This is a genomic window from Pseudomonas sp. 51_B (assembly GCF_017491595.1).
In the GTDB taxonomy this organism is placed as follows: Bacteria; Pseudomonadota; Gammaproteobacteria; order Pseudomonadales; family Pseudomonadaceae; genus Aquipseudomonas; species Aquipseudomonas promysalinigenes.
Map to the genome: position 1 here is coordinate 147,778 of NZ_JAFGYW010000009.1, position 18,989 is coordinate 166,766.

The following is an 18,989-nucleotide window of genomic DNA, read 5'->3' on the forward strand; positions in this document are numbered from 1 at the left end:
AACAAGGGCCAGCCCGCGAAACGTAGAGCAAGAAAACAAAGTGGGTTCAGCATTCGAAGGCGTTTTTCAGCCATTGAAGCGGCCTGCCGGCATGCTGGCTGCCCTGCAGGGCGACAACGTCGAAGCGGCAGGGGTGATCGGCCCAGCGGGGCTCCTTCTGCAGGAACGAAGTGGCGGCGAGCACCAGCCGTTTCTGCTTGCGCCCGTCAATGCTGCCGAGGGCGCCACCGAAGCCCGCATGTAGCCGATAGCGGACTTCGACGAATACTACTGTATCGGCATCGAGCATGACCAGATCAAGCTCGCCGCCTTTGCACCGCCAATTGCGCGCCAGCAGTTTCAAGCCTTGCCCTTGGAGGTGTTCAAGGGCCTGGGCTTCTGCTGCCTGGCCAGCGCTGCCGGGCGATGCAGGGTGCATCAGCGCGAGGTGTCCGGCAGGCGTTTGACCTGGCCGCCGGAGAACTCGGCCCACGGCAGTTGACGCTCGACGCGCTGGTTTGCATTGATGCTGAGGCTGCCAGATAGACCTTGTACACGGTTGTCCGGCAGTGCCTTGAGCTGGCCCAGGCGAGGCGCCAGGCTGTAGGCATCAACGCCCATGGCGTACAGGCGGCCCAGGCTTCCTGCGGCTTGGGGCCACTGCTGCACTACCTGCTGGCGCAGGCTGTTGCTGGTGTCGAGCAGCCACGGCGTTTCGCAGAAGCGAATGCCGTTCATGTCGTTGTACTGGTTCACGTCACCGCTGGCGCTGTACAGGTTCGAGGTGGCGTAGACCGGCACGTCGCCAGCGTACTGGAAGTTCAGGGTGGGTTTGATTTGCTGCGCCTGCTGCGGAGTAGAGGCGAGGAAGATGAAATCGATGTCCTGGCGGCGCGACGGCTGCGCGGCGATGTTGCCACCAACCGTACTTTGCAGGCTCTGGGCGCGGCCTTCACTCTGGCGCAGTTGGAACAGGTTTGCGATCTGCTGGGCCAGGGCTACTGGTTGCGCGATACGTTCAGCAGCGACGATGGTACCGCCATTGCCTTCCCAGTCCTGACGGAAAGCGGCCAGCACTCGGTCGCCCCACTCACCGCTCGGCACTAGGGCTGCGGCTCGGACCAAGCCATCGGCACGGGCGCGGCGTGACACTTCGCGCGCTTCGTCTTCGGCAGCCAGACCGAATTGGAATAGTTGCGGCGGCGCCTTTTGGCCTGCGTCGGCGTAGTTCAGGGCCAGGGTGGTGATTGGCAGCTGAGGGTTGCCGGCAAGTTGCTTGACCAACGGCTTTTCCAGCGGGCCGACAACCAACTGTACGCCGTCCGCCTGGGCCTGGCGATAGAAGGCGTCCAGCGAGCCAATACGCGAGCTGTCGTAGACCTGAACCGCCGGCGCTTGCCCGCCGGCCTGCTGAGCCTGGAAGTGGGCGGCCATGAAGCCGTCACGCAAGGCACGGGCAACGCCCGCCAACGGGCCTTCCTGAGGCAGGAGCAGGGCGATTTTGGTCAGTGGCTGGCTAGCCAGCTCTTTGAGTTTGGTCAGCGCCGTGGGTAGCTGCTTGGCGGCTGGGTGATCAGGGTGCTGCTGGCGCCAGGCATCGATGGCAGCCTGTTGCTGCTCTAGGGTGCCCGCGCTTTTGACGGCCAGCGCGAGACTGGTCCAGCCGGCCAGTACGGCGTTGTTGGCAGGTTGCTGCAGCTGTTCGGCTGGTAACGAGGCGACCAGGGCCCAGATCGCATCGTTGTTGGCGCTGGCGGCTTCGCCGCTTAGCAGTGCGCCGAGCAATACCCGTTGCTGAGCGGCTGCCAGGGCCTGGCCGTCTGCCTCGAGGGCGGCGGCGTGGACGCTGTAGGTGCGCACCTGCTGCTGCTCAGGCAGCTCTGCGATGTGCTGCAAGCTTGGGTGGGACAAGGCGGCCAGGGCAGCCTTGGGCTGATTGCGGCTCATGGCCAGTTCCGCGCCCAGGGTGGCGGCGAAAATCTGCTGTGCCGGCTTGAGCGTGTCCATCGGCACCTGCTCGAGGATGCGTGCGGCGCGTGGGAAGTCCTTCTGCTTGTAGGCCAGGTCGGCAGCGCTCAGGCGCAGCAGAGCCGCATCCTCGGCGGATTTGCTGTTGTCGGCCTTTTCGAGCAGTTGCTCGATGCTGGCATCGGGGGTGCGTGGCAGTTCGCCCAGGCTGGATGAGGGCGAACTGGCACAAGCTGCCAGCAGAGCAGCGAAGCAGAGGGCTGTTAACAGCCGCAGGCAAGCGATCATGTAATGGTCCTGTTACTCGATCAAGTTGGCCGGCAATTGTACCCAAGCAGTGGCCAGGGCGCGATCCGCCGTTAGCGAAACCTTCACTATAGGCGCCAGGGTGATGGCTGCCGATGAAGTTCTTTGCGCCCTGTTGCTGGTGCTCGGGCTACAATGGCGCCTTTGATCCGAAAGGCAGGGTGTGTGCAGTGACTGATGTGGCCGGGACTTCGAAATCCACCGTGGGGACGCTTTACGTGGTCGCGACCCCTATCGGCAATCTGGACGATATGAGCGCAAGGGCGCTCAAGGTGCTGGCCGATGTCGCCCTGATCGCCGCCGAGGACACCCGCCACTCGGTTCGTCTGCTGCAACATTTCGGTATCGATACGCCCCTGGCGGCTTGTCATGAGCACAACGAGCGCGATGAAGGCGGTCGCTTCATCACCAAGTTGCTGGCCGGCGAAGATGTGGCGCTGGTGTCCGATGCTGGAACACCGTTGATTTCCGACCCCGGCTACCATTTGGTGCGTCAGGCGCGGGCGGCGGGTGTCAGCGTAGTGCCGGTGCCTGGGGCGTGCGCGCTGATTGCCGCGCTGTCCGCTGCGGGCCTGCCGTCGGATCGTTTCATCTTCGAGGGTTTTCTGCCGGCCAAAGCTGCTGGGCGCCGGGCGCGCCTGGAGCAAGTACGGGAGGAGCCGCGCACCCTGATCTTCTACGAGGCGCCGCACCGCATCCTGGAGTGCCTGGAAGACATGGAGTTGGTGTTCGGTGGTGATCGTCCGGCGCTGCTGGCCCGCGAGCTGACCAAAACCTTCGAAACCCTCAAAGGCCTGCCGCTGGCCGACCTGCGTGCTTTCGTCGCCGCTGATAGCAACCAGCAGCGGGGCGAGTGCGTTGTGCTGGTAGGTGGCTGGACGGCGCCTGAAGGCGAGCAGGCGATCAGTGCTGAGGCGCAGCGTGTACTGGATTTGCTGCTGGCCGAACTGCCGCTGAAAAGAGCCGCAGCATTGGCGGCAGAAATTACCGGCGTACGTAAGAATCTGCTTTATCAGGCCGCCCTCGATAAACAGAAAGCCCAGTAGTGGCTTTATGACATAGTTAACGGTATTGCTTGTTCTTGCGCGCGCGTGCCGTTACCCTTGTCGGCGGAGAGTCGATTGGACAGTCGCTGCCGTCTTTTGTTCCGCAAAAGATCGGGGGAGGAAAGTCCGGGCTCCATAGGGCAGAGTGCCAGGTAACGCCTGGGAGGCGCGAGCCTACGGAAAGTGCCACAGAAAACAACCGCCTAAGCACTTCGGTGCCGGTAAGGGTGAAAAGGTGCGGTAAGAGCGCACCGCGCGGCTGGCAACAGTCCGTGGCTAGGTAAACCCCACTCGGAGCAAGACCAAATAGGGTTCCATCAGGCGTGGCCCGCGTCGGAACCGGGTAGGTTGCTAGAGGCGTCCAGTGATGGCCGTCGTAGAGGAATGACTGTCCTCGACAAAACCCGGCTTACAGATCGACTCTCCACCTCTTCACTTCCTGCTTGAATCGATAGCAGATCCCTCTGGGTAATACCAAAAAGATCTTACTCTTAATAAATTACTTTAACTTCGAACGGCATCCGTTTGAGTGGGTTTGATTTTGCTCGTGTTTTTTTCTTCCTAGCAGTCCTTCCTGGTTGCTTTGTTGCGCTAAATCTCGGTCCTGTAAGGGTTTTCCTTATGAACGTGCCTTGACGGTGCAGCGGGCGGATTCCTATAGTGTGCGCAAGTGGCAGAAAGTGGGATGAAGTGGGTTTTCCCACCCAAAAAAGATAACATTGTGGGGGATCGCTACCGTGTTTCGCGGAGCCAACGCCGTCAGTCTCGATGCCAAGGGCCGTCTCGCCATGCCGAGCCGGTATCGTGACGAGCTCGATTCGCGGTGCAATGGTCAGCTGATCGTAACCATCGACGCAGTCGACCCCTGCTTATGTGTTTATCCCCTCGATGAGTGGGAGCAGATAGAAGCCAAGTTGCGCGCCTTACCATCGTTACGTGAGGAAAACCGCCGCCTGCAGCGCTTGCTGATCGGCAATGCGGTTGATCTGGAGCTCGATGGCAGTGGCCGCTTTCTGGTGCCGCCCCGCCTGCGTGAGTACGCCAAGCTGGACAAGAAGGCGATGCTGGTAGGGCAACTGAACAAATTCCAGCTGTGGGATGAGGATGCCTGGAACGCGGTTTCGGCAGCCGATCTTGCAGCTATCCAACAACCGGGCGCCATGCCCGACGATTTGCGTGACCTGATCCTGTGACCATAGATAGCGGCTTCAACCACATCACCGTCCTGCTCGATGAAGCTGTCGAGGCATTGGCCCTGCGCGCCGACGGTTGCTATCTCGACGGCACCTTCGGGCGCGGCGGTCATAGCCGCCTGATCCTCAGTAAGCTTGGGCCGCAAGGGCGGCTGCTGGGCTTCGACAAAGATCCTCAAGCGATTGCCACTGGGCAAGCGCTGGCGGCCGAAGACGGCCGCTTTGTCATTGTGCAGCGCAGTTTTGCAGAGCTGGGCGCGGAAGTGGCCGAGCGCGGCCTCGCGGGCAAAGTCAGTGGCATCCTGCTGGACCTGGGCGTTTCATCGCCTCAGTTGGATGACCCCGAGCGCGGCTTCAGCTTCCTCAATGATGGCCCGTTGGACATGCGCATGAACCCTGGCCAAGGCATCAGTGCTGCTGAGTTCATTGCCACTGCGCCTGCCGAAGAAATCGCCCGTGTGTTCAAAGAATACGGCGAAGAGCGCTTTGCCGGGCGCATGGCGCGCGCTGTGGTCGAGCGTCGCGAGAAGCAGCCTTTCACTCGCACCGCTGACTTGGCTGAAGTGCTAAAGGTCGCCAATCCTGCCTGGGAAAAGGGCAAGAACCCGGCAACCCGTGCCTTCCAAGGGCTGCGCATCCACGTCAACAACGAATTGGGTGATCTGGAAGCTGGCCTGGACGCTGCGCTCGATGCGTTGGAAGTGGGCGGCCGCCTGGCGGTCATCAGCTTCCACTCTCTGGAAGACCGCATCGTCAAACTGTTCATGCGCAAGCTGGTCAAGGGCGAAGCTGATAATTTGCCGCGCAACCTGCCCGTACAGCACAAGGTATTCGAGCCGAAGATCAAGCTGATCGGCAAGGCTCAATTTGCCAGCGAAGCCGAACTCAAGGCCAACCCGCGGTCGCGTAGCGCCGTGATGCGAGTGGCGGAGAAACTTCGGTGAGCCGGCTCCATGACAAGCCTTTGCCAGGCGGAAGCTTCCTGATGCTTCTGTTGTTTGTCGGCGTTTTGGTTTCGGCGATTGCCGTGTCCTACAGCGCCCACTGGAATCGTCAGTTGCTCAACACTTTGTACGGCGAGTTGAACGAGCGGGACAAAGCCCAGGCTGAGTGGGGCCGGTTGATCCTCGAGCAAAGCACCTGGACCGCTTCCAGCCGTATCGAGAACCTGGCGTCCGACCAGTTGAAGATGCGCGTGCCTGCCGCTGACGAAGTGCGGATGGTATCGCCATGATGAAGCTCGAAGGCGCTCTCTACCCTTGGCGCTTCCGGGTAGTGGTGGGTTTGCTGGCACTGATGGTTGGCGCGATCTGCTGGCGCATCATCGACTTGCAGGTAGTGGACCGTGACTTCCTCAAGGGGCAGGGCGATGCGCGCAGCCTGCGACACATCCCTATCCCTGCGCATCGTGGCCTGATCACCGACCGCAACGGCGAGCCGCTGGCTGTCAGTACCCCGGTGACAACCCTATGGGCCAACCCCAAGGAGATGCAGGCATCCAAGGACCGCTGGCCGCAGCTGGCTGCAGCGCTGGGGCAGAGCGCCAAGCAACTGGACGAGCGCCTGACCCAGCAGGCCAACAAGGAATTCATCTACCTGGTCCGGGGCCTGACCCCTGAGCAGGGCCAGCACGTGCTCGACCTTAAAGTGCCGGGTGTCTACGGGCTGGAAGAGTTCCGCCGCTTCTATCCTGCCGGTGACGTGACCGCGCACATGGTCGGCTTCACCGACCTCGACGACCACGGCCGCGAAGGCGTGGAACTGGCCTATGACGAATGGCTGGCCGGCGTACCTGGCAAGCGGCAGGTGATCAAGGACCGTCGCGGCCGTTTGATCAAGGATATCCAGGTCACCAAGAACGCCAAGGCCGGTAAGACCCTGGCATTGTCGATCGACCTGCGCCTGCAGTATCTGGCCACCCGCGAACTGCGCAATGCCATCGCCGAACAGGACGCCAAGGCCGGCAGCCTGGTGATCATGGACGTCAAGACCGGCGAAGTGCTGGCCATGGTCAACCAGCCCACCTACAACCCCAACAACCGTCGTAGCATGTTCCCGGCAGCCATGCGCAATCGCGCGATCATCGACGTGTTCGAGCCGGGCTCTACGGTCAAACCGATCTCGATGAGTGCTGCGCTTGAAAGCGGCCGCTGGAAGCCGACCGACAAGGTCGAGGTCTATCCGGGCAGCTTGCAGATTGGCCGTTACACCATCAAGGACGTTTCCAGAAGCGAGGGCCCGATCCTCGACCTGACTGGCATTCTGATCAACTCCTCCAACGTCGGCATGAGCAAGATCGCATTCGATATCGGCGGTGAAGCCATTTATCGAGTGATGTCCCAGGTCGGTCTGGGCCAATACACCGGCCTCGGCTTCCCAGGCGAGCGTGTGGGTAACCTGCCTAACCACCGTGAGTGGCGCAAGGCCGAGACCGCGACTCTGTCCTATGGCTATGGTGTCTCGGTCACTGCCTTGCAGCTGGTGCACGCTTACGCGGCGCTGGCCAACGACGGCAAGATGGTGCCGCTGTCGATTCTCAAGGTGGACAAAACGCCAGAGGCGGTGCAAGCCATACCCAAGGACACCGCCAAAACCATTCAGGGCATGCTGCAGCAGGTGATCGAAGCGCCGCGCGGCGTGTTCCGCGCTCAAGTGCCGTTCTATCACGTGGCTGGCAAGTCTGGTACGGCCCGTAAAGCGACCGTTGGCTCCAAGGGTTATACCGAGAACGCCTACCGCTCGCTGTTCGCAGGCTTCGGCCCGATGAGCGACCCGCGTTATGCCATCGTCGTGGTCATCGACGAGCCTGGCAAGGGCGGCTACTTCGGCGGTCTGGTATCGGCTCCGGTCTTCAGCAAGGTCATGTCGGGCACCCTGCGCCTGATGAACGTGCCGCCAGATAACCTGCCGCCGCCAAGCGACCCGCAGCAGGCCAGTGCAGTACCCGCCAAGGGAGGGCGTGGATGATGACGATGCCATTGAGCAAACTGTTCGCCCACGCCAGCCGTGACCCGCTCATCCGTGAGCTGACCCTGGACAGCCGTCAGGTGCGCCAGGGTGATCTGTTCCTGGCTGTGCCAGGGGCCAAGGTCGATGGCCGTGAGCACATTGCCGACGCGCTGTCGCGTGGGGCCGCGGCTGTCGCTTATGAGGAGCAGGGCGCCAACGTGCTGCCGCTCACCGATGTACCGTTGATTCCGGTCAAGGGCCTGATCGGCCAGCTATCGCAGATTGCCGGGCGCTTTTACGGCGAACCGAGCCGCCAGCTGAACCTGGTAGGCGTGACCGGCACCAACGGCAAGACCAGTGTCACGCAACTGGTGGCTCAGGCGCTCGATGCCCTGGGCCAGCGCTGCGGCCTGATCGGTACGCTGGGAACCGGTTTTTATGGCGAGCTGCAAAGCGGCAGGCTGACCACGCCTGACCCGATCGCCGTACAGTCGACGCTGTACGACCTCAAGAAGGGCGGGGCCAAGGCCGTGGCCATGGAGGTTTCTTCCCATGCCCTGGAGCAAGGCCGGGTCGCTGCGTTGGAGTTCGACATCGCGGTCATGACCAACCTGTCCCGCGACCACCTGGACTACCACGGCAGCATGCAGGCTTACGAGGCCGCCAAAGCCAAGCTGTTCGCCTGGCCAAGCCTGCGTTGCCAGGTCGTGAATCTGGATGACGATTTTGGCCGCCGCCTGGCTGAAGACTTTGCCCGCCGCCCGAGTGTGGAACATATCGAAACCCGGCTGCTCAGCTACAGCCTTGAGAATCCAGACGCTTCGCTGTTCTGCCGCCAGGCGCAGTTCGATGATGATGGCGTGCGCGCGGTCCTCGTCACTGCACAGGGGGAACGGGTGCTGCGTAGCCAGTTACTGGGTCGCTTCAACCTCAGCAACATGCTTGCGGCGGTGGCCACGCTGATGGCGTTGGATTTCTCGCTGGACGAGATTCTCAAGGTCACGCCACAACTGCAGGGCCCTGTTGGTCGAATGCAGCGACTGGGAGGCGGCGACAAGCCGCTGGTGGTGGTCGATTACGCGCACACCCCGGACGCCCTGGAAAAGGTCCTCGAAGCCTTGCGCCCACATGCTCACGGCAAACTGCTGTGCCTGTTTGGCTGCGGTGGTGACCGTGACCGCGGCAAGCGCCCATTGATGGCCGAGGTGGCCGAGCGCCTGGCTGACCGCGTCGTGGTCACCGACGACAACCCGCGTACCGAAGACCCGCTGCGCATCTTCGACGATATTCGCCCCGGTTTCACCACCCCAACTAGCGTCGAGTTCGTTGCGGGTCGGGGCGATGCCATCGCTCACTTGATTGCCACTGCGGCGGCCGATGACGTGATCGTCCTGGCCGGCAAAGGGCATGAGGATTACCAGGAGATCCATGGCCAGCGCCACGAGTTCTCCGACCTGATCGAAGCCGACAAGGCACTGGCAGCCTGGGAGGCTCCGCATGCTTAAGCCTATGACCCTCAGCCAGTTGACCGGTGCGTTGAATGCACGCTTGATAGGCGCCGACGCGACCTTTACAGGTGTCAGCATCGACAGCCGCAGCGTTGCTCCTGGCGAGCTCTTCGTCGCCCTGACCGGGCCACGTTTCGATGGCCATGACTACCTGGCGGACGTAACGGCCAAAGGCGCCGTGGCGGCTTTGGTCGAGCGCGAAATCGTCGATGTCGCGCTGCCTCAGCTGCTGGTCGCCGACTGCCGCGTTGCACTTGGCCAGCTTGCAGCCCTGAACCGCGCGGCATTCGACAAGCCGGTCGTTGCTATCACGGGCTCCAGCGGCAAGACCACGGTCAAGGAAATGCTCGCCAGCATTCTGCGCACTCGCGGGTTGGTGCACGCCACCCGGGGCAACCTTAACAACGACCTAGGCGCCCCTTTGACGCTGTTGGAAATCGCGCCTGAACACAGCGCTGCGGTGATCGAACTGGGCGCTTCGCGCATCGGCGAAATCCGCTACACCGTGGGCCTGACCCAGCCGCATGTGGTGATCATCAATAATGCTGGCACTGCCCACGTGGGCGAATTCGGTGGCCCTGAAAAGATCGTCGAAGCCAAAGGCGAGATTCTAGAAGGCCTGGGCGAGGGCGGCACCGCCATCCTCAATCTGGCCGACAAGGCGTTCGAAATCTGGCGCAAGCGTGCAGGCGATCACCGTATTTTCACCTTCGCACTGGATAACCCACAGGCCGACTTCCACGCCAGCGACATCGGCTGCGACGCCCGTGGTTGCCCGTCTTTCACCCTGCATGGCCCAGAAGGCAGCGTGCCGGTGCAACTCAACCTGCTGGGCACTCACAACGTCAGCAATGCGCTGGCCGCCGCCGCCGCTGCCCACGCCGTTGGTCTGAGCCTGAGCGGTATCGCTGCAGGGCTCAATGCCGTGCAACCGGTCAAGGGCCGCACCGTGGTGCAGGTCGCGCCCAATGGGGTGCGGGTCATCGATGACAGCTACAACGCAAATCCCACCTCGATGTGCGCGGCCATTGATATACTCGCCAGCTTTTCCGGGCGCACCGTTCTGGTGCTCGGGGATATCGGCGAATTGGGTCAGTGGGCGGAGGAAGGCCACCGGCAGGTGGGCGACTATGCACGCGGTAAGGTGGATGCCGTTTATGCAACGGGCTCCAACATGGCTCATGCGGTCAAGGCGTTCGGCGCCGATGGCCGTCATTTCGCTACTCAAGCTGAACTGATCGATGCCGTTCGCGCAGAGACTGCCAGCGACACCACAATCTTGATCAAGGGCTCGCGCAGCGCTGCGATGGAAAACGTCGTGGCGGCATTGTGCGGTGCCAGCGGGGAGAAACATTAATGCTGCTGCTGTTGGCCGAGTATCTGCAACAGTTCTATAAGGGCTTCGCAGTCTTTCAGTACCTGTCCCTGCGCGGGATTCTTGGCGTGCTGACTGCGTTGTCGCTGGCGCTGTGGCTAGGGCCGTGGATGATTCGTACCCTGCAGATTCGTCAGATCGGGCAGGCCGTTCGTAACGACGGCCCGCAATCGCACCTGTCCAAATCCGGCACCCCGACCATGGGTGGCGCTTTGATTCTGTCTGCCATCGGCGTCAGCACCCTGTTGTGGGCCGACCTGTCCAATCGCTACGTGTGGACCGTGCTGATCGTCACCCTGCTGTTCGGTGCCATTGGCTGGGTGGACGACTACCGTAAGGTGATCGAAAAGAACTCCCGTGGCTTGCCGAGCCGCTGGAAGTATTTCTGGCAATCGGTGTTCGGTCTTGGCGCGGCGCTGTTCCTGTACATGACTGCGCCTACCAGCGTAGAAACCACGCTGATCGTACCGTTTCTCAAAGACGTCACCATCCCATTGGGTGTCGGCTTCGTGGTACTCACCTATTTCGTCATCGTTGGCTCCAGCAACGCGGTCAACCTGACCGATGGCCTGGACGGCCTGGCGATCATGCCGACCGTGATGGTCGGTGGTGCCTTGGGCATCTTCTGCTACCTCTCGGGTAACGTGAAGTTCGCCGAATACCTGCTGATCCCTTACGTACCAGGTTCGGGCGAGCTGATCGTGTTCTGCGGTGCGCTGATCGGTGCTGGCCTTGGCTTTTTGTGGTTCAACACCTACCCGGCCCAGGTGTTCATGGGCGACGTCGGCGCACTGGCCCTGGGCGCAGCGTTGGGCACCATCGCGGTGATCGTGCGTCAGGAAATCGTGTTGTTCATCATGGGCGGCATCTTCGTGATGGAAACCTTGTCGGTGGTGATCCAGGTTGCCTCGTTCAAGCTCACCGGCAAGCGTGTGTTCCGCATGGCGCCGATTCACCATCACTTTGAACTCAAGGGCTGGCCTGAGCCACGCGTGATCGTCCGTTTCTGGATCATCACCGTGATTCTGGTTCTGATCGGCCTCGCCACCCTGAAACTGAGGTAGAAAAGCGTGTCATTGATCGCTTCCGACCAATTCCGCATCGTTGTCGGCCTCGGCAAGAGCGGCATGTCCCTGGTTCGCTTCCTGGCGAGCCGGGGCATCGCCTTTGCGGTCGCCGACACCCGCGAACAACCGCCGGAACTGGAAACCCTGCGCCGTGATTACCCGCAGGTGGAAGTACGTTGTGGTGAACTGGACGTGGACTTCCTGTGCCGCGCCAATGAGCTGTACGTGAGCCCTGGCCTGGCCTTGGCCACCCCAGCCCTGCAGCAGGCTGCCGCACGTGGCGTGCAGCTGTCGGGTGACATCGAGCTATTCGCACGCCACGCCAAGGCGCCGATCGTGGCGATCAGCGGTTCCAATGCCAAAAGCACCGTGACCACCCTGGTTGGCGACATGGCCGCCAAAGCCGGAAAGCGGGTGGCCGTAGGCGGCAACCTGGGTACCCCGGCATTGGATCTGCTCAGCGATGACGTGGAGCTTTACGTGCTGGAACTGTCGAGCTTCCAACTGGAAACCACCGACCAGCTCAACGCCGAAGTTGCCACCGTGCTGAACATCAGCGAAGACCACATGGACCGCTACAGTGGGCTGCCTGCCTATCACCTGGCCAAGCACAGGATCTTCCGCGGCGCCCGGCAGGTCGTGGTAAACCGCCAGGATGCTCTGAGCCGGCCGCTGCCGGTTGAGGGCCGTCCCTGCTTCACCTTCGGCCTTAATCAACCCGACTTCAAAGCGTTCGGCCTGCGTGAAGTCGACGGCGAGAAGTACCTGGCCTATGAATTCCAAGCGCTGCTGCCTGTACGCGAATTGAAGATCCGCGGCGCTCACAACCAGAGCAACGCTCTGGCGGCTTTGGCGCTGGGGCATGCTGCTGGCCTGCCGTTCGCACCGATGCTTGAGGCGCTGCGTGAGTTCAAGGGGCTGGCCCATCGCTGCCAGTGGGTCCGTGAGCGCAATGGCGTGAACTGGTACGACGACTCCAAAGCTACCAACGTCGGTGCTGCATTGGCGGCGATCGAGGGCCTGGGCGCGGATATCGATGGCAAGCTGGTGCTGATTGCAGGTGGCGACGGCAAGGGGGCAGACTTTGCCGCCCTGCGCGAGCCTGTCGAGCGTTACTGCCGTGCCGTGGTGCTGCTGGGCCGCGATGCCGAGCGCCTGGCCCAGGCACTGGGTGAAGGCATACCGCTGGTGCGTGTTCAGACCCTGGGCGAGGCCGTTGAGCAATGCGCCCAACTGGCACAGGCGGGTGATGCCGTGCTGCTGTCGCCTGCGTGCGCCAGCCTCGACATGTTCAAGAATTTCGAAGAGCGTGGGCGCCTGTTCGCCCAGGCGGCGGGGGAGCTGGCATGATTTTCGGCATCCTCAAACCTTACCCGTCGCCGCTGATCAGCGGCCGTGGCATCGACCTGGACTTCCCGCTGCTGGCCGGTTGCCTGGCGCTGCTTGGCCTGGGCTTGGTAATGATCACCTCGGCGTCGTCCGAGGTGGCCGCCGTGCAGTCGGGGAACCCGCTCTACCATATGTTCCGTCACTTGGTGTACGTGTTCCTCGGGCTTGTAGCCTGCGGCGCGACCATGATGGTGCCGATCGCCACCTGGCAGCGCATGGGCTTCACGATGCTGCTGGGTGCCTTCGGCTTGCTGGTGCTGGTGCTGGTGCCTGGGATTGGCCGTGAGGTCAACGGCTCGATGCGCTGGATCGGTTTCAGCTTCTTCAACGTACAGCCATCGGAAATCGCCAAGGTCTTCGTGGTCATCTACCTGGCCGGGTACCTGGTGCGCCGGCAGACCGAAGTGCGCGAAACCTGGATGGGCTTCTTCAAACCTTTCATCGTGCTGTTGCCAATGGCCGCGCTGCTGCTGATGGAGCCAGACTTCGGTGCCACCGTAGTCATGATGGGCGCCGCTGCTGCCATGTTGTTCCTAGGGGGGGTGGGGCTATTCCGCTTCAGCCTGATGGTGGTACTGGCGGTGCTCGCGGTGTTCGTGCTGGTCCAGGCGCAGCCCTACCGGATGGCACGCTTGATTACCTTCACCGACCCTTGGTCCGACCAGTTCGGGTCCGGCTACCAGCTGACCCAGGCGCTGATCGCCTTCGGCCGCGGCGAGTGGTTGGGCGTTGGCCTGGGTAATAGCGTGCAGAAGCAGTTCTACCTGCCTGAAGCGCACACCGACTTCGTGTTCTCGGTGCTGGCTGAAGAGCTGGGAGTGGTCGGCTCGCTGGTCACCATCGCGCTGTTCGTCTTCGTGACGGTGCGTGCGCTGTACATTGGCCTCTGGGCCGAGAAGGCCAAGCAGTTCTTCGCCGCGTACATGGCGTTCGGCCTGGCGTTTCTGTGGATCGGTCAGTTCCTGATCAACATTGGCGTAAACGTCGGCCTGCTGCCGACCAAGGGCCTGACCTTACCATTCCTCAGTTATGGGGGCTCCTCGCTGGTGATTTGCTGTGCCTGCGTGGGCTTGCTGTTGCGTATCGAATGGGAGAGCCGCACGCACCTGGGCAGCGAGGAACACGAGTTTAAAGAAAGCGATTTTGCCGAGGAGACCAGTCATGGCCGCTGACGGCAAGCATGTGCTGATCATGGCTGGCGGTACTGGGGGCCATGTGTTCCCAGCCTTGGCCTGCGCCCGCGAGTTCCAAACGCGTGGCTACACCGTGCATTGGCTGGGCACCCCACGGGGTATCGAGAACGAACTGGTCCCGCAAGCAGGCCTGCCTTTACATCTGATCCAGGTCAGTGGCCTGCGTGGCAAAGGCAAGCTGTCGCTGCTCAAGGCGCCGTTCACCTTGGTCAAGGCCGTGCTGCAGGCAATGCGCATCGTGCGCCAGCTCAAGCCTGTCTGCGTGGTCGGCTTCGGCGGCTATGTGACCGGGCCGGGCGGTGTGGCCGCGCGGCTGTGCGGGGTGCCACTGGTGATCCACGAGCAGAACGCCCGTGCCGGCACCACCAACCGCCTGCTGCTGCCGCTGGCTGCGCGGGTGTGCGAAGCCTTCCCAGCGACCTTCGGCGCCAGCGAGAAACTGCGCACCACCGGCAATCCGGTGCGCCCAGAGCTCTTCATGGATGCCCAGCGCGCGCCGCTGGCCGAGCGCCGTGCACGCCTGCTGGTCATGGGTGGCAGCCTGGGGGCCGAACCTTTGAACAAACTGTTGCCCAAGGCCCTGTCCGAAGTTCCCGCTAGCCTGCGCCCGGAAGTATTCCACCAGGCCGGCAAGCACCATGCGCCCGCCACAGCCGAGCGCTACCGCGAAGCGGGTGTTCAGGCTCAGGTCGAACCGTTCATCAAAGACATGGCCCATGCCTACGGCTGGGCCGATATCGTGGTCTGCCGGGCCGGTGCCCTGACCGTGAGCGAACTGGCAGCCGCGGGCCTGCCTTCGATGCTGGTGCCATTGCCCCACGCCATCGACGATCACCAGACCCACAATGCTCAATATCTGGCTCGGGAGGGCGCTGCCTTCCTCATGCCACAAGCGACAACTGGCGCAGCGCAACTCGCTGAACGCCTGAACGAGGTGCTGATGCAACCCGAGAAACTCAACACCATGGCTGGCACCGCACGGCGCCTGGCCAAACCTGCTGCAACCAGCACCGTAGTCGATGTCTGCCTGGAGGTGGCCCATGGTTGAAAGCCAGAAGGCCATGCCCCAGCCGAAAATGGGCCGTATCAATCGCATCCACTTCGTCGGTATCGGTGGGGTGGGCATGTGCGGCATCGCTGAAGTGCTGCTGAACCTGGGCTATCAGGTGTCCGGCTCTGACCTCAAGGCATCTCCGGTGACCGAGCGTCTGGAGTCGTTCGGCGCCCAGATATTTGTAGGCCACCGTGCCGAAAACGCCGCCACCGCCGATGTGCTGGTGGTGTCGAGTGCGATCAACCCGGCCAACCCGGAAGTCGCCACAGCCCTTGAACGACGCATCCCGGTGGTGCCGCGTGCCGAGATGCTGGCCGAACTGATGCGCTACCGCCACGGCGTGGCCGTGGCCGGTACCCATGGCAAGACCACCACTACCAGCCTGCTGGCCTCGGTGTTTGCCGCTGGCGGGCTGGACCCAACGTTCGTCATCGGTGGCCGCTTGACCGCTGCCGGCACCAACGCCCAGCTTGGCACCAGCCGTTATCTGATCGCCGAAGCTGACGAAAGCGATGCCAGTTTCCTGCATCTGCAGCCGATGGTTGCGGTGGTCACCAACATCGATGCCGACCACATGGCGACCTATGAAGGCGACTTCAACAAGTTGAAGAAGACCTTCGTCGAGTTCCTGCACAACCTGCCGTTCTATGGCTTGGCCGTGATGTGCCTGGATGACCCGGTGGTTCGCGAGATCCTGCCGCAGGTCAAGCGCCCGACCGTGACCTATGGCTTCAGCGAAGAGGCTGACATCCGCGCCATCAACGTGCGCCAGCAGGGCATGCAAACTCACTTCACCGTGCTGCGTCGCGACCGCGAGCCGCTGGAGGTGTCGGTGAACATGCCCGGTAATCACAACGTGCTCAATGCCTTGGCCACCATCGCCATCGCCACTGACGAAGGGATCAACGATGAAGCCATCGTTCAGGGCCTGTCTGGCTTCCAGGGCGTAGGGCGACGCTTCCAGGTATACGGCGAGCTGCCTGTAGAAGGCGGCAGCGTGATGCTGGTCGACGACTATGGCCACCACCCGACCGAAGTCGCTGCAGTGATCAAAGCCGTGCGCGGAGGCTGGCCAAGCCGTCGCTTGGTGATCGTCTACCAGCCGCACCGTTACAGCCGTACGCGCGACCTGTACGACGATTTCGTCCAGGTGCTGGGTGACGCCAATGTGCTTTTGCTGATGGAGGTCTACCCGGCCGGCGAGGAGCCGATCCCCGGTGCCGACAGCCGCCAGCTGTGCCACAGCATCCGCCAGCGCGGCAAGCTGGACCCAATCTACATCGAACGTGGCGCGGAACTGGCGCCGCTGGTCAAACCGCTGCTGCGCGCCGGTGACATCCTGCTTTGCCAGGGTGCCGGTGATGTCGGTGGCCTGGCCCCGCAACTGATGAAAAGCCCGCTGTTTGCTGGCGCCAAGCAGGAGAAGTCGAAATGACCAGCGCTTACCAACAACTGCACAGCACCCTGGACGTGAAAGCGTTCGGGCGCGTGGCCGTGCTGTACGGTGGCAAAAGCGCCGAGCGTGAAGTGTCGCTGAAGTCCGGCGCCGCTGTTATAGACGCCCTGAGCACTGCTGGTGTCGACGTGGTCGGCATCGATGTGGGCGACGATCTGCTGGCGCGCCTGCAGAACGAGAAGATCGACCGCGCCTTCATCATCCTTCACGGCCGTGGCGGTGAAGACGGCAGCATGCAGGGGCTGCTCGAGTGTCTGGGCATCCCCTATACCGGCAGCGGCATCCTCGCTTCGGCACTGGCAATGGACAAACTTCGTACCAAGCAGGTATGGCAGAGCCTGGGTATTCCTACCCCTCGCCATGCAGTACTTGGCAGCGAAAATGATTGTATTGCTGCTGGCACGGAACTGGGCTTCCCGTTGATCGTCAAACCCGCCCATGAAGGTTCGAGCATCGGCATGGCCAAGGTGAACAGCGAGCAAGAGCTGGTCGCCGCCTGGAAGGACGCTGCCCGCTACGATTCACAGGTCCTGGTCGAGCAATGGATTCACGGCCCGGAGTTCACCATCGCTGTTCTGCGTGGCCAGGTGCTGCCGCCGATCGCACTGGGTACGCCGCACGTGTTCTACGACTACGACGCCAAGTACATCGCCAATGACACCCAGTACCGCATCCCGTGCGGCCTGGACAGTGCCAAAGAGCAGGAACTGATCGACCTGACCGCGCGCGCCTGCGATGCCATCGGCATCGAAGGCTGGGGCCGGCTGGACGTGATGCAGGACGAGCAAGGCCGCTTCTGGCTGCTCGAAGTCAACACCGCACCAGGCATGACTGATCATAGCCTGGTGCCCATGGCGGCCCGCGCGGCCGGCCTGGATTTCCAGCAACTGGTGCTGGCAATCCTGGCTGAAAGCGTGGCGACGCGAGGTTAAGCATCATGCAAGGCGCAATGATACGTCAGCAGCAACCCGTTACCGGCCGCAGCAAGCCGGTGCCACGTGGTGCCAGCCGACTGGTGGCCGACGAGCCCGTATCGGCGCGCCTGCCACGGCCGAGCCTGGGTGGTCTGAAGCGTTTGTTATGGCCGATCGTGCTGGTGGCGGCTGGGTTCGGCGCCTACGAGGGTGCCATTCGCCTGATGCCCTATGCCGATCGGCCGATCACCAAGATCGATGTGCAGGGTGACCTGACCTACATCAGCCAGCAGTCGGTGCAGCAACGCATTGCACCTTACGTGGCGGCGAGCTTCTTCAGTGTCGACCTCCCGGCGATGCGCGCCGAGCTCGAGCAGATGCCCTGGATCGCCCATGCCGAAGTGCGTCGGGTGTGGCCGGACGAAGTGGTGATCCGCCTTGAAGAACAACTGCCAGTGGCGCGCTGGGGTGACGAAGCGCTGCTGAACAACCAGGGCCAAGCCTTCACTCCGCGTGAACTGGCCAATTACGAGCACTTGCCGCAGCTGGCCGGGCCGCAGCGCGCTCAACAACAAGTCATGCAGCAGTATCAGGTATTGAGCCAGATGCTGCGTCCCTTGGGCTTTTCCATCGCACGTCTGGAATTGCGCGAGCGTGGCAGCTGGTTCCTGACCACCGGTGCAAGCAGCGCCGGGCCAGGCATCGAACTGCTGCTGGGGCGCGATCATCTGGTGGAGAAGATGCGCCGTTTCATTGCCATTTACGACAAGACACTCAAAGAGCAGATCACCAATATCGCCCGCATTGATCTGCGTTACGCCAACGGGCTTGCCGTTGGCTGGCGGGAACCGAACGCACCGACGACGGCCCAACCCGCCGTTGCGAAGAATTAGAGAGAGGCAGGACCATGGCAAACGCGCATAGCGGCAAAATGATCGTCGGGCTGGACATCGGCACATCCAAAGTGGTGGCGCTGGTGGGTGAAGTGGGCGAAGACGGGACCTTGGAAATCGTGGGCATCGGCACCCACCCGTCCCGCGGCCTGAAGAAAGGCGTGGTGGTGAACATCGAGTCGACCGTGCAGTCGATCCAGCGCGCAGTGGAAGAGGCCCAGCTGATGGCTGGCTGCCGTATCCACTCGGCCTTCGTTGGCGTGGCGGGCAACCATATCCGTAGCCTGAACTCCCACGGCATCGTCGCCATCCGCGACCGCGAGGTCAGCGTGGCCGACCTCGAGCGCGTGCTCGACGCCGCCCAGGCCGTGGCGATTCCTGCCGACCAGCGCGTGCTGCACACCCTGCCGCAGGACTACGTGATCGACAACCAGGAAGGGGTCCGCGAACCACTGGGTATGTCTGGCGTTCGTCTGGAGGCCAAGGTTCATGTGGTCACCTGCGCAGTCAACGCCGCTCAGAACATCGAAAAGTGCGTGCGCCGTTGCGGCCTTGAAATCGACGACATCATTCTCGAGCAGCTGGCTTCGGCCTACTCGGTGCTGACCGATGACGAGAAAGAGTTGGGCGTGTGCTTGGTGGACATCGGCGGCGGCACCACCGATATCGCGATCTTCACCGAGGGTGCTATCCGCCATA

Annotated in this window: 17 protein-coding genes and 1 other RNA gene; 16 read left to right on the plus strand and 2 right to left on the minus strand. The window is 62.4% G+C overall.

The window, feature by feature from the left end; all coding sequences use genetic code 11:
• Positions 1-46: 46 nt before the first annotated feature.
• Both J5M56_RS13030 and J5M56_RS13035 read right to left on the minus strand, forming a co-directional pair.
• On the minus strand, positions 47-418 hold the full coding sequence (locus J5M56_RS13030; RefSeq protein WP_060479587.1) for a YraN family protein: 372 nt from the start codon (positions 416-418) through the stop codon (positions 47-49).
• Positions 418-2,235 carry a penicillin-binding protein activator gene (locus tag J5M56_RS13035; RefSeq protein ID WP_207937087.1) on the minus strand — a complete coding sequence of 606 codons (1,818 nt, stop codon included), beginning with the start codon at positions 2,233-2,235 and terminating at the stop codon, positions 418-420. Before J5M56_RS13035 ends, J5M56_RS13030 begins: the two co-directional genes overlap by 1 nt.
• A 188-nt stretch (positions 2,236-2,423) precedes the next feature.
• On the opposite strand from J5M56_RS13035, the gene rsmI reads away from it, so the two are divergent.
• The 16 genes from rsmI to ftsA all read left to right on the plus strand — a co-directional run.
• On the plus strand, positions 2,424-3,299 hold the full coding sequence (gene rsmI, locus J5M56_RS13040; protein ID WP_060479589.1) for a 16S rRNA (cytidine(1402)-2'-O)-methyltransferase: 876 nt from the start codon (positions 2,424-2,426) through the stop codon (positions 3,297-3,299).
• A 67-nt stretch (positions 3,300-3,366) separates the two neighbouring features.
• Positions 3,367-3,727, plus strand: an RNA gene (gene rnpB, locus J5M56_RS13045) — RNase P RNA component class A.
• Positions 3,728-4,036: 309 nt separating this feature from the next.
• The gene (gene mraZ, locus J5M56_RS13050; RefSeq protein WP_011535546.1) at positions 4,037-4,492 is read left to right on the plus strand and encodes a division/cell wall cluster transcriptional repressor MraZ; all 456 of its coding nucleotides are present in this window, start codon (positions 4,037-4,039) and stop codon (positions 4,490-4,492) included.
• A 2-nt stretch (positions 4,493-4,494) separates the two neighbouring features.
• Entirely contained in the window at positions 4,495-5,436 is a 942-nt protein-coding gene (gene rsmH / locus J5M56_RS13055; RefSeq protein ID WP_207937096.1) for a 16S rRNA (cytosine(1402)-N(4))-methyltransferase RsmH, read from the plus strand.
• Complete coding sequence (gene ftsL / locus J5M56_RS13060) at positions 5,433-5,726, plus strand: cell division protein FtsL (protein WP_060479591.1); 294 nt, start codon at positions 5,433-5,435, stop codon at positions 5,724-5,726. Before rsmH ends, ftsL begins: the two co-directional genes overlap by 4 nt.
• Positions 5,726-7,459 (plus strand): penicillin-binding protein 2, encoded by a 1,734-nt coding sequence (locus J5M56_RS13065; protein WP_186477632.1) that lies wholly within the window; start codon positions 5,726-5,728, stop codon positions 7,457-7,459. Before ftsL ends, J5M56_RS13065 begins: the two co-directional genes overlap by 1 nt.
• On the plus strand, positions 7,456-8,946 hold the full coding sequence (locus J5M56_RS13070; protein WP_186477483.1) for a UDP-N-acetylmuramoyl-L-alanyl-D-glutamate--2,6-diaminopimelate ligase: 1,491 nt from the start codon (positions 7,456-7,458) through the stop codon (positions 8,944-8,946). The genes J5M56_RS13065 and J5M56_RS13070 overlap by 4 nt, the downstream gene beginning before the upstream one ends.
• Positions 8,939-10,306, plus strand: a complete 1,368-nt coding sequence (gene murF / locus J5M56_RS13075) for a UDP-N-acetylmuramoyl-tripeptide--D-alanyl-D-alanine ligase (RefSeq protein WP_207937088.1) — start codon at positions 8,939-8,941, stop codon at positions 10,304-10,306. The genes J5M56_RS13070 and murF overlap by 8 nt, the downstream gene beginning before the upstream one ends.
• The gene (mraY, locus tag J5M56_RS13080; RefSeq protein WP_186477485.1) at positions 10,306-11,388 is read left to right on the plus strand and encodes a phospho-N-acetylmuramoyl-pentapeptide-transferase; all 1,083 of its coding nucleotides are present in this window, start codon (positions 10,306-10,308) and stop codon (positions 11,386-11,388) included. Before murF ends, mraY begins: the two co-directional genes overlap by 1 nt.
• A 6-nt stretch (positions 11,389-11,394) precedes the next feature.
• Positions 11,395-12,741 (plus strand): UDP-N-acetylmuramoyl-L-alanine--D-glutamate ligase, encoded by a 1,347-nt coding sequence (murD, locus tag J5M56_RS13085; protein ID WP_060479595.1) that lies wholly within the window; start codon positions 11,395-11,397, stop codon positions 12,739-12,741.
• On the plus strand, positions 12,741-13,952 hold the full coding sequence (ftsW, locus tag J5M56_RS13090) for a putative lipid II flippase FtsW (protein ID WP_186477633.1): 1,212 nt from the start codon (positions 12,741-12,743) through the stop codon (positions 13,950-13,952). Before murD ends, ftsW begins: the two co-directional genes overlap by 1 nt.
• Entirely contained in the window at positions 13,942-15,021 is a 1,080-nt protein-coding gene (murG, locus tag J5M56_RS13095) for an undecaprenyldiphospho-muramoylpentapeptide beta-N-acetylglucosaminyltransferase (protein WP_207937089.1), read from the plus strand. The genes ftsW and murG overlap by 11 nt, the downstream gene beginning before the upstream one ends.
• Positions 15,014-16,462: a UDP-N-acetylmuramate--L-alanine ligase gene (gene murC / locus J5M56_RS13100; RefSeq protein ID WP_207937090.1), complete on the plus strand. Its 1,449-nt coding sequence runs from the start codon at positions 15,014-15,016 to the stop codon at positions 16,460-16,462. The genes murG and murC overlap by 8 nt, the downstream gene beginning before the upstream one ends.
• Positions 16,459-17,415, plus strand: coding sequence for a D-alanine--D-alanine ligase (locus J5M56_RS13105; RefSeq protein WP_060479599.1), 957 nt, complete (start codon positions 16,459-16,461; stop codon positions 17,413-17,415). Before murC ends, J5M56_RS13105 begins: the two co-directional genes overlap by 4 nt.
• A gap of 5 nt (positions 17,416-17,420) precedes the next feature.
• Positions 17,421-18,290, plus strand: a complete 870-nt coding sequence (locus J5M56_RS13110) for a cell division protein FtsQ/DivIB (protein ID WP_060479600.1) — start codon at positions 17,421-17,423, stop codon at positions 18,288-18,290.
• Between the two features lie 14 nt (positions 18,291-18,304).
• On the plus strand, positions 18,305-18,989 hold a 685-nt coding region (gene ftsA / locus J5M56_RS13115), incomplete at its 3' end, for a cell division protein FtsA (RefSeq protein WP_207937091.1).

What these genes read in the sequence shown, in the direction of transcription:
- J5M56_RS13030 (WP_060479587.1), bottom strand. Translation starts at nt 418, where the DNA reads ATGCACCCTGCATCGCCCGGCAGCGCTGGCCAGGCAGCAGAAGCCCAG.
- J5M56_RS13035 (WP_207937087.1), bottom strand. Translation starts at nt 2,235, where the DNA reads ATGATCGCTTGCCTGCGGCTGTTAACAGCCCTCTGCTTCGCTGCTCTG.
- J5M56_RS13065 (WP_186477632.1), top strand. Translation starts at nt 5,726, where the DNA reads ATGAAGCTCGAAGGCGCTCTCTACCCTTGGCGCTTCCGGGTAGTGGTG.
- J5M56_RS13070 (WP_186477483.1), top strand. Translation starts at nt 7,456, where the DNA reads ATGATGACGATGCCATTGAGCAAACTGTTCGCCCACGCCAGCCGTGAC.
- murF (WP_207937088.1), top strand. Translation starts at nt 8,939, where the DNA reads ATGCTTAAGCCTATGACCCTCAGCCAGTTGACCGGTGCGTTGAATGCA.
- mraY (WP_186477485.1), top strand. Translation starts at nt 10,306, where the DNA reads ATGCTGCTGCTGTTGGCCGAGTATCTGCAACAGTTCTATAAGGGCTTC.
- murG (WP_207937089.1), top strand. Translation starts at nt 13,942, where the DNA reads ATGGCCGCTGACGGCAAGCATGTGCTGATCATGGCTGGCGGTACTGGG.
- murC (WP_207937090.1), top strand. Translation starts at nt 15,014, where the DNA reads ATGGTTGAAAGCCAGAAGGCCATGCCCCAGCCGAAAATGGGCCGTATC.
- J5M56_RS13105 (WP_060479599.1), top strand. Translation starts at nt 16,459, where the DNA reads ATGACCAGCGCTTACCAACAACTGCACAGCACCCTGGACGTGAAAGCG.
- J5M56_RS13110 (WP_060479600.1), top strand. Translation starts at nt 17,421, where the DNA reads ATGCAAGGCGCAATGATACGTCAGCAGCAACCCGTTACCGGCCGCAGC.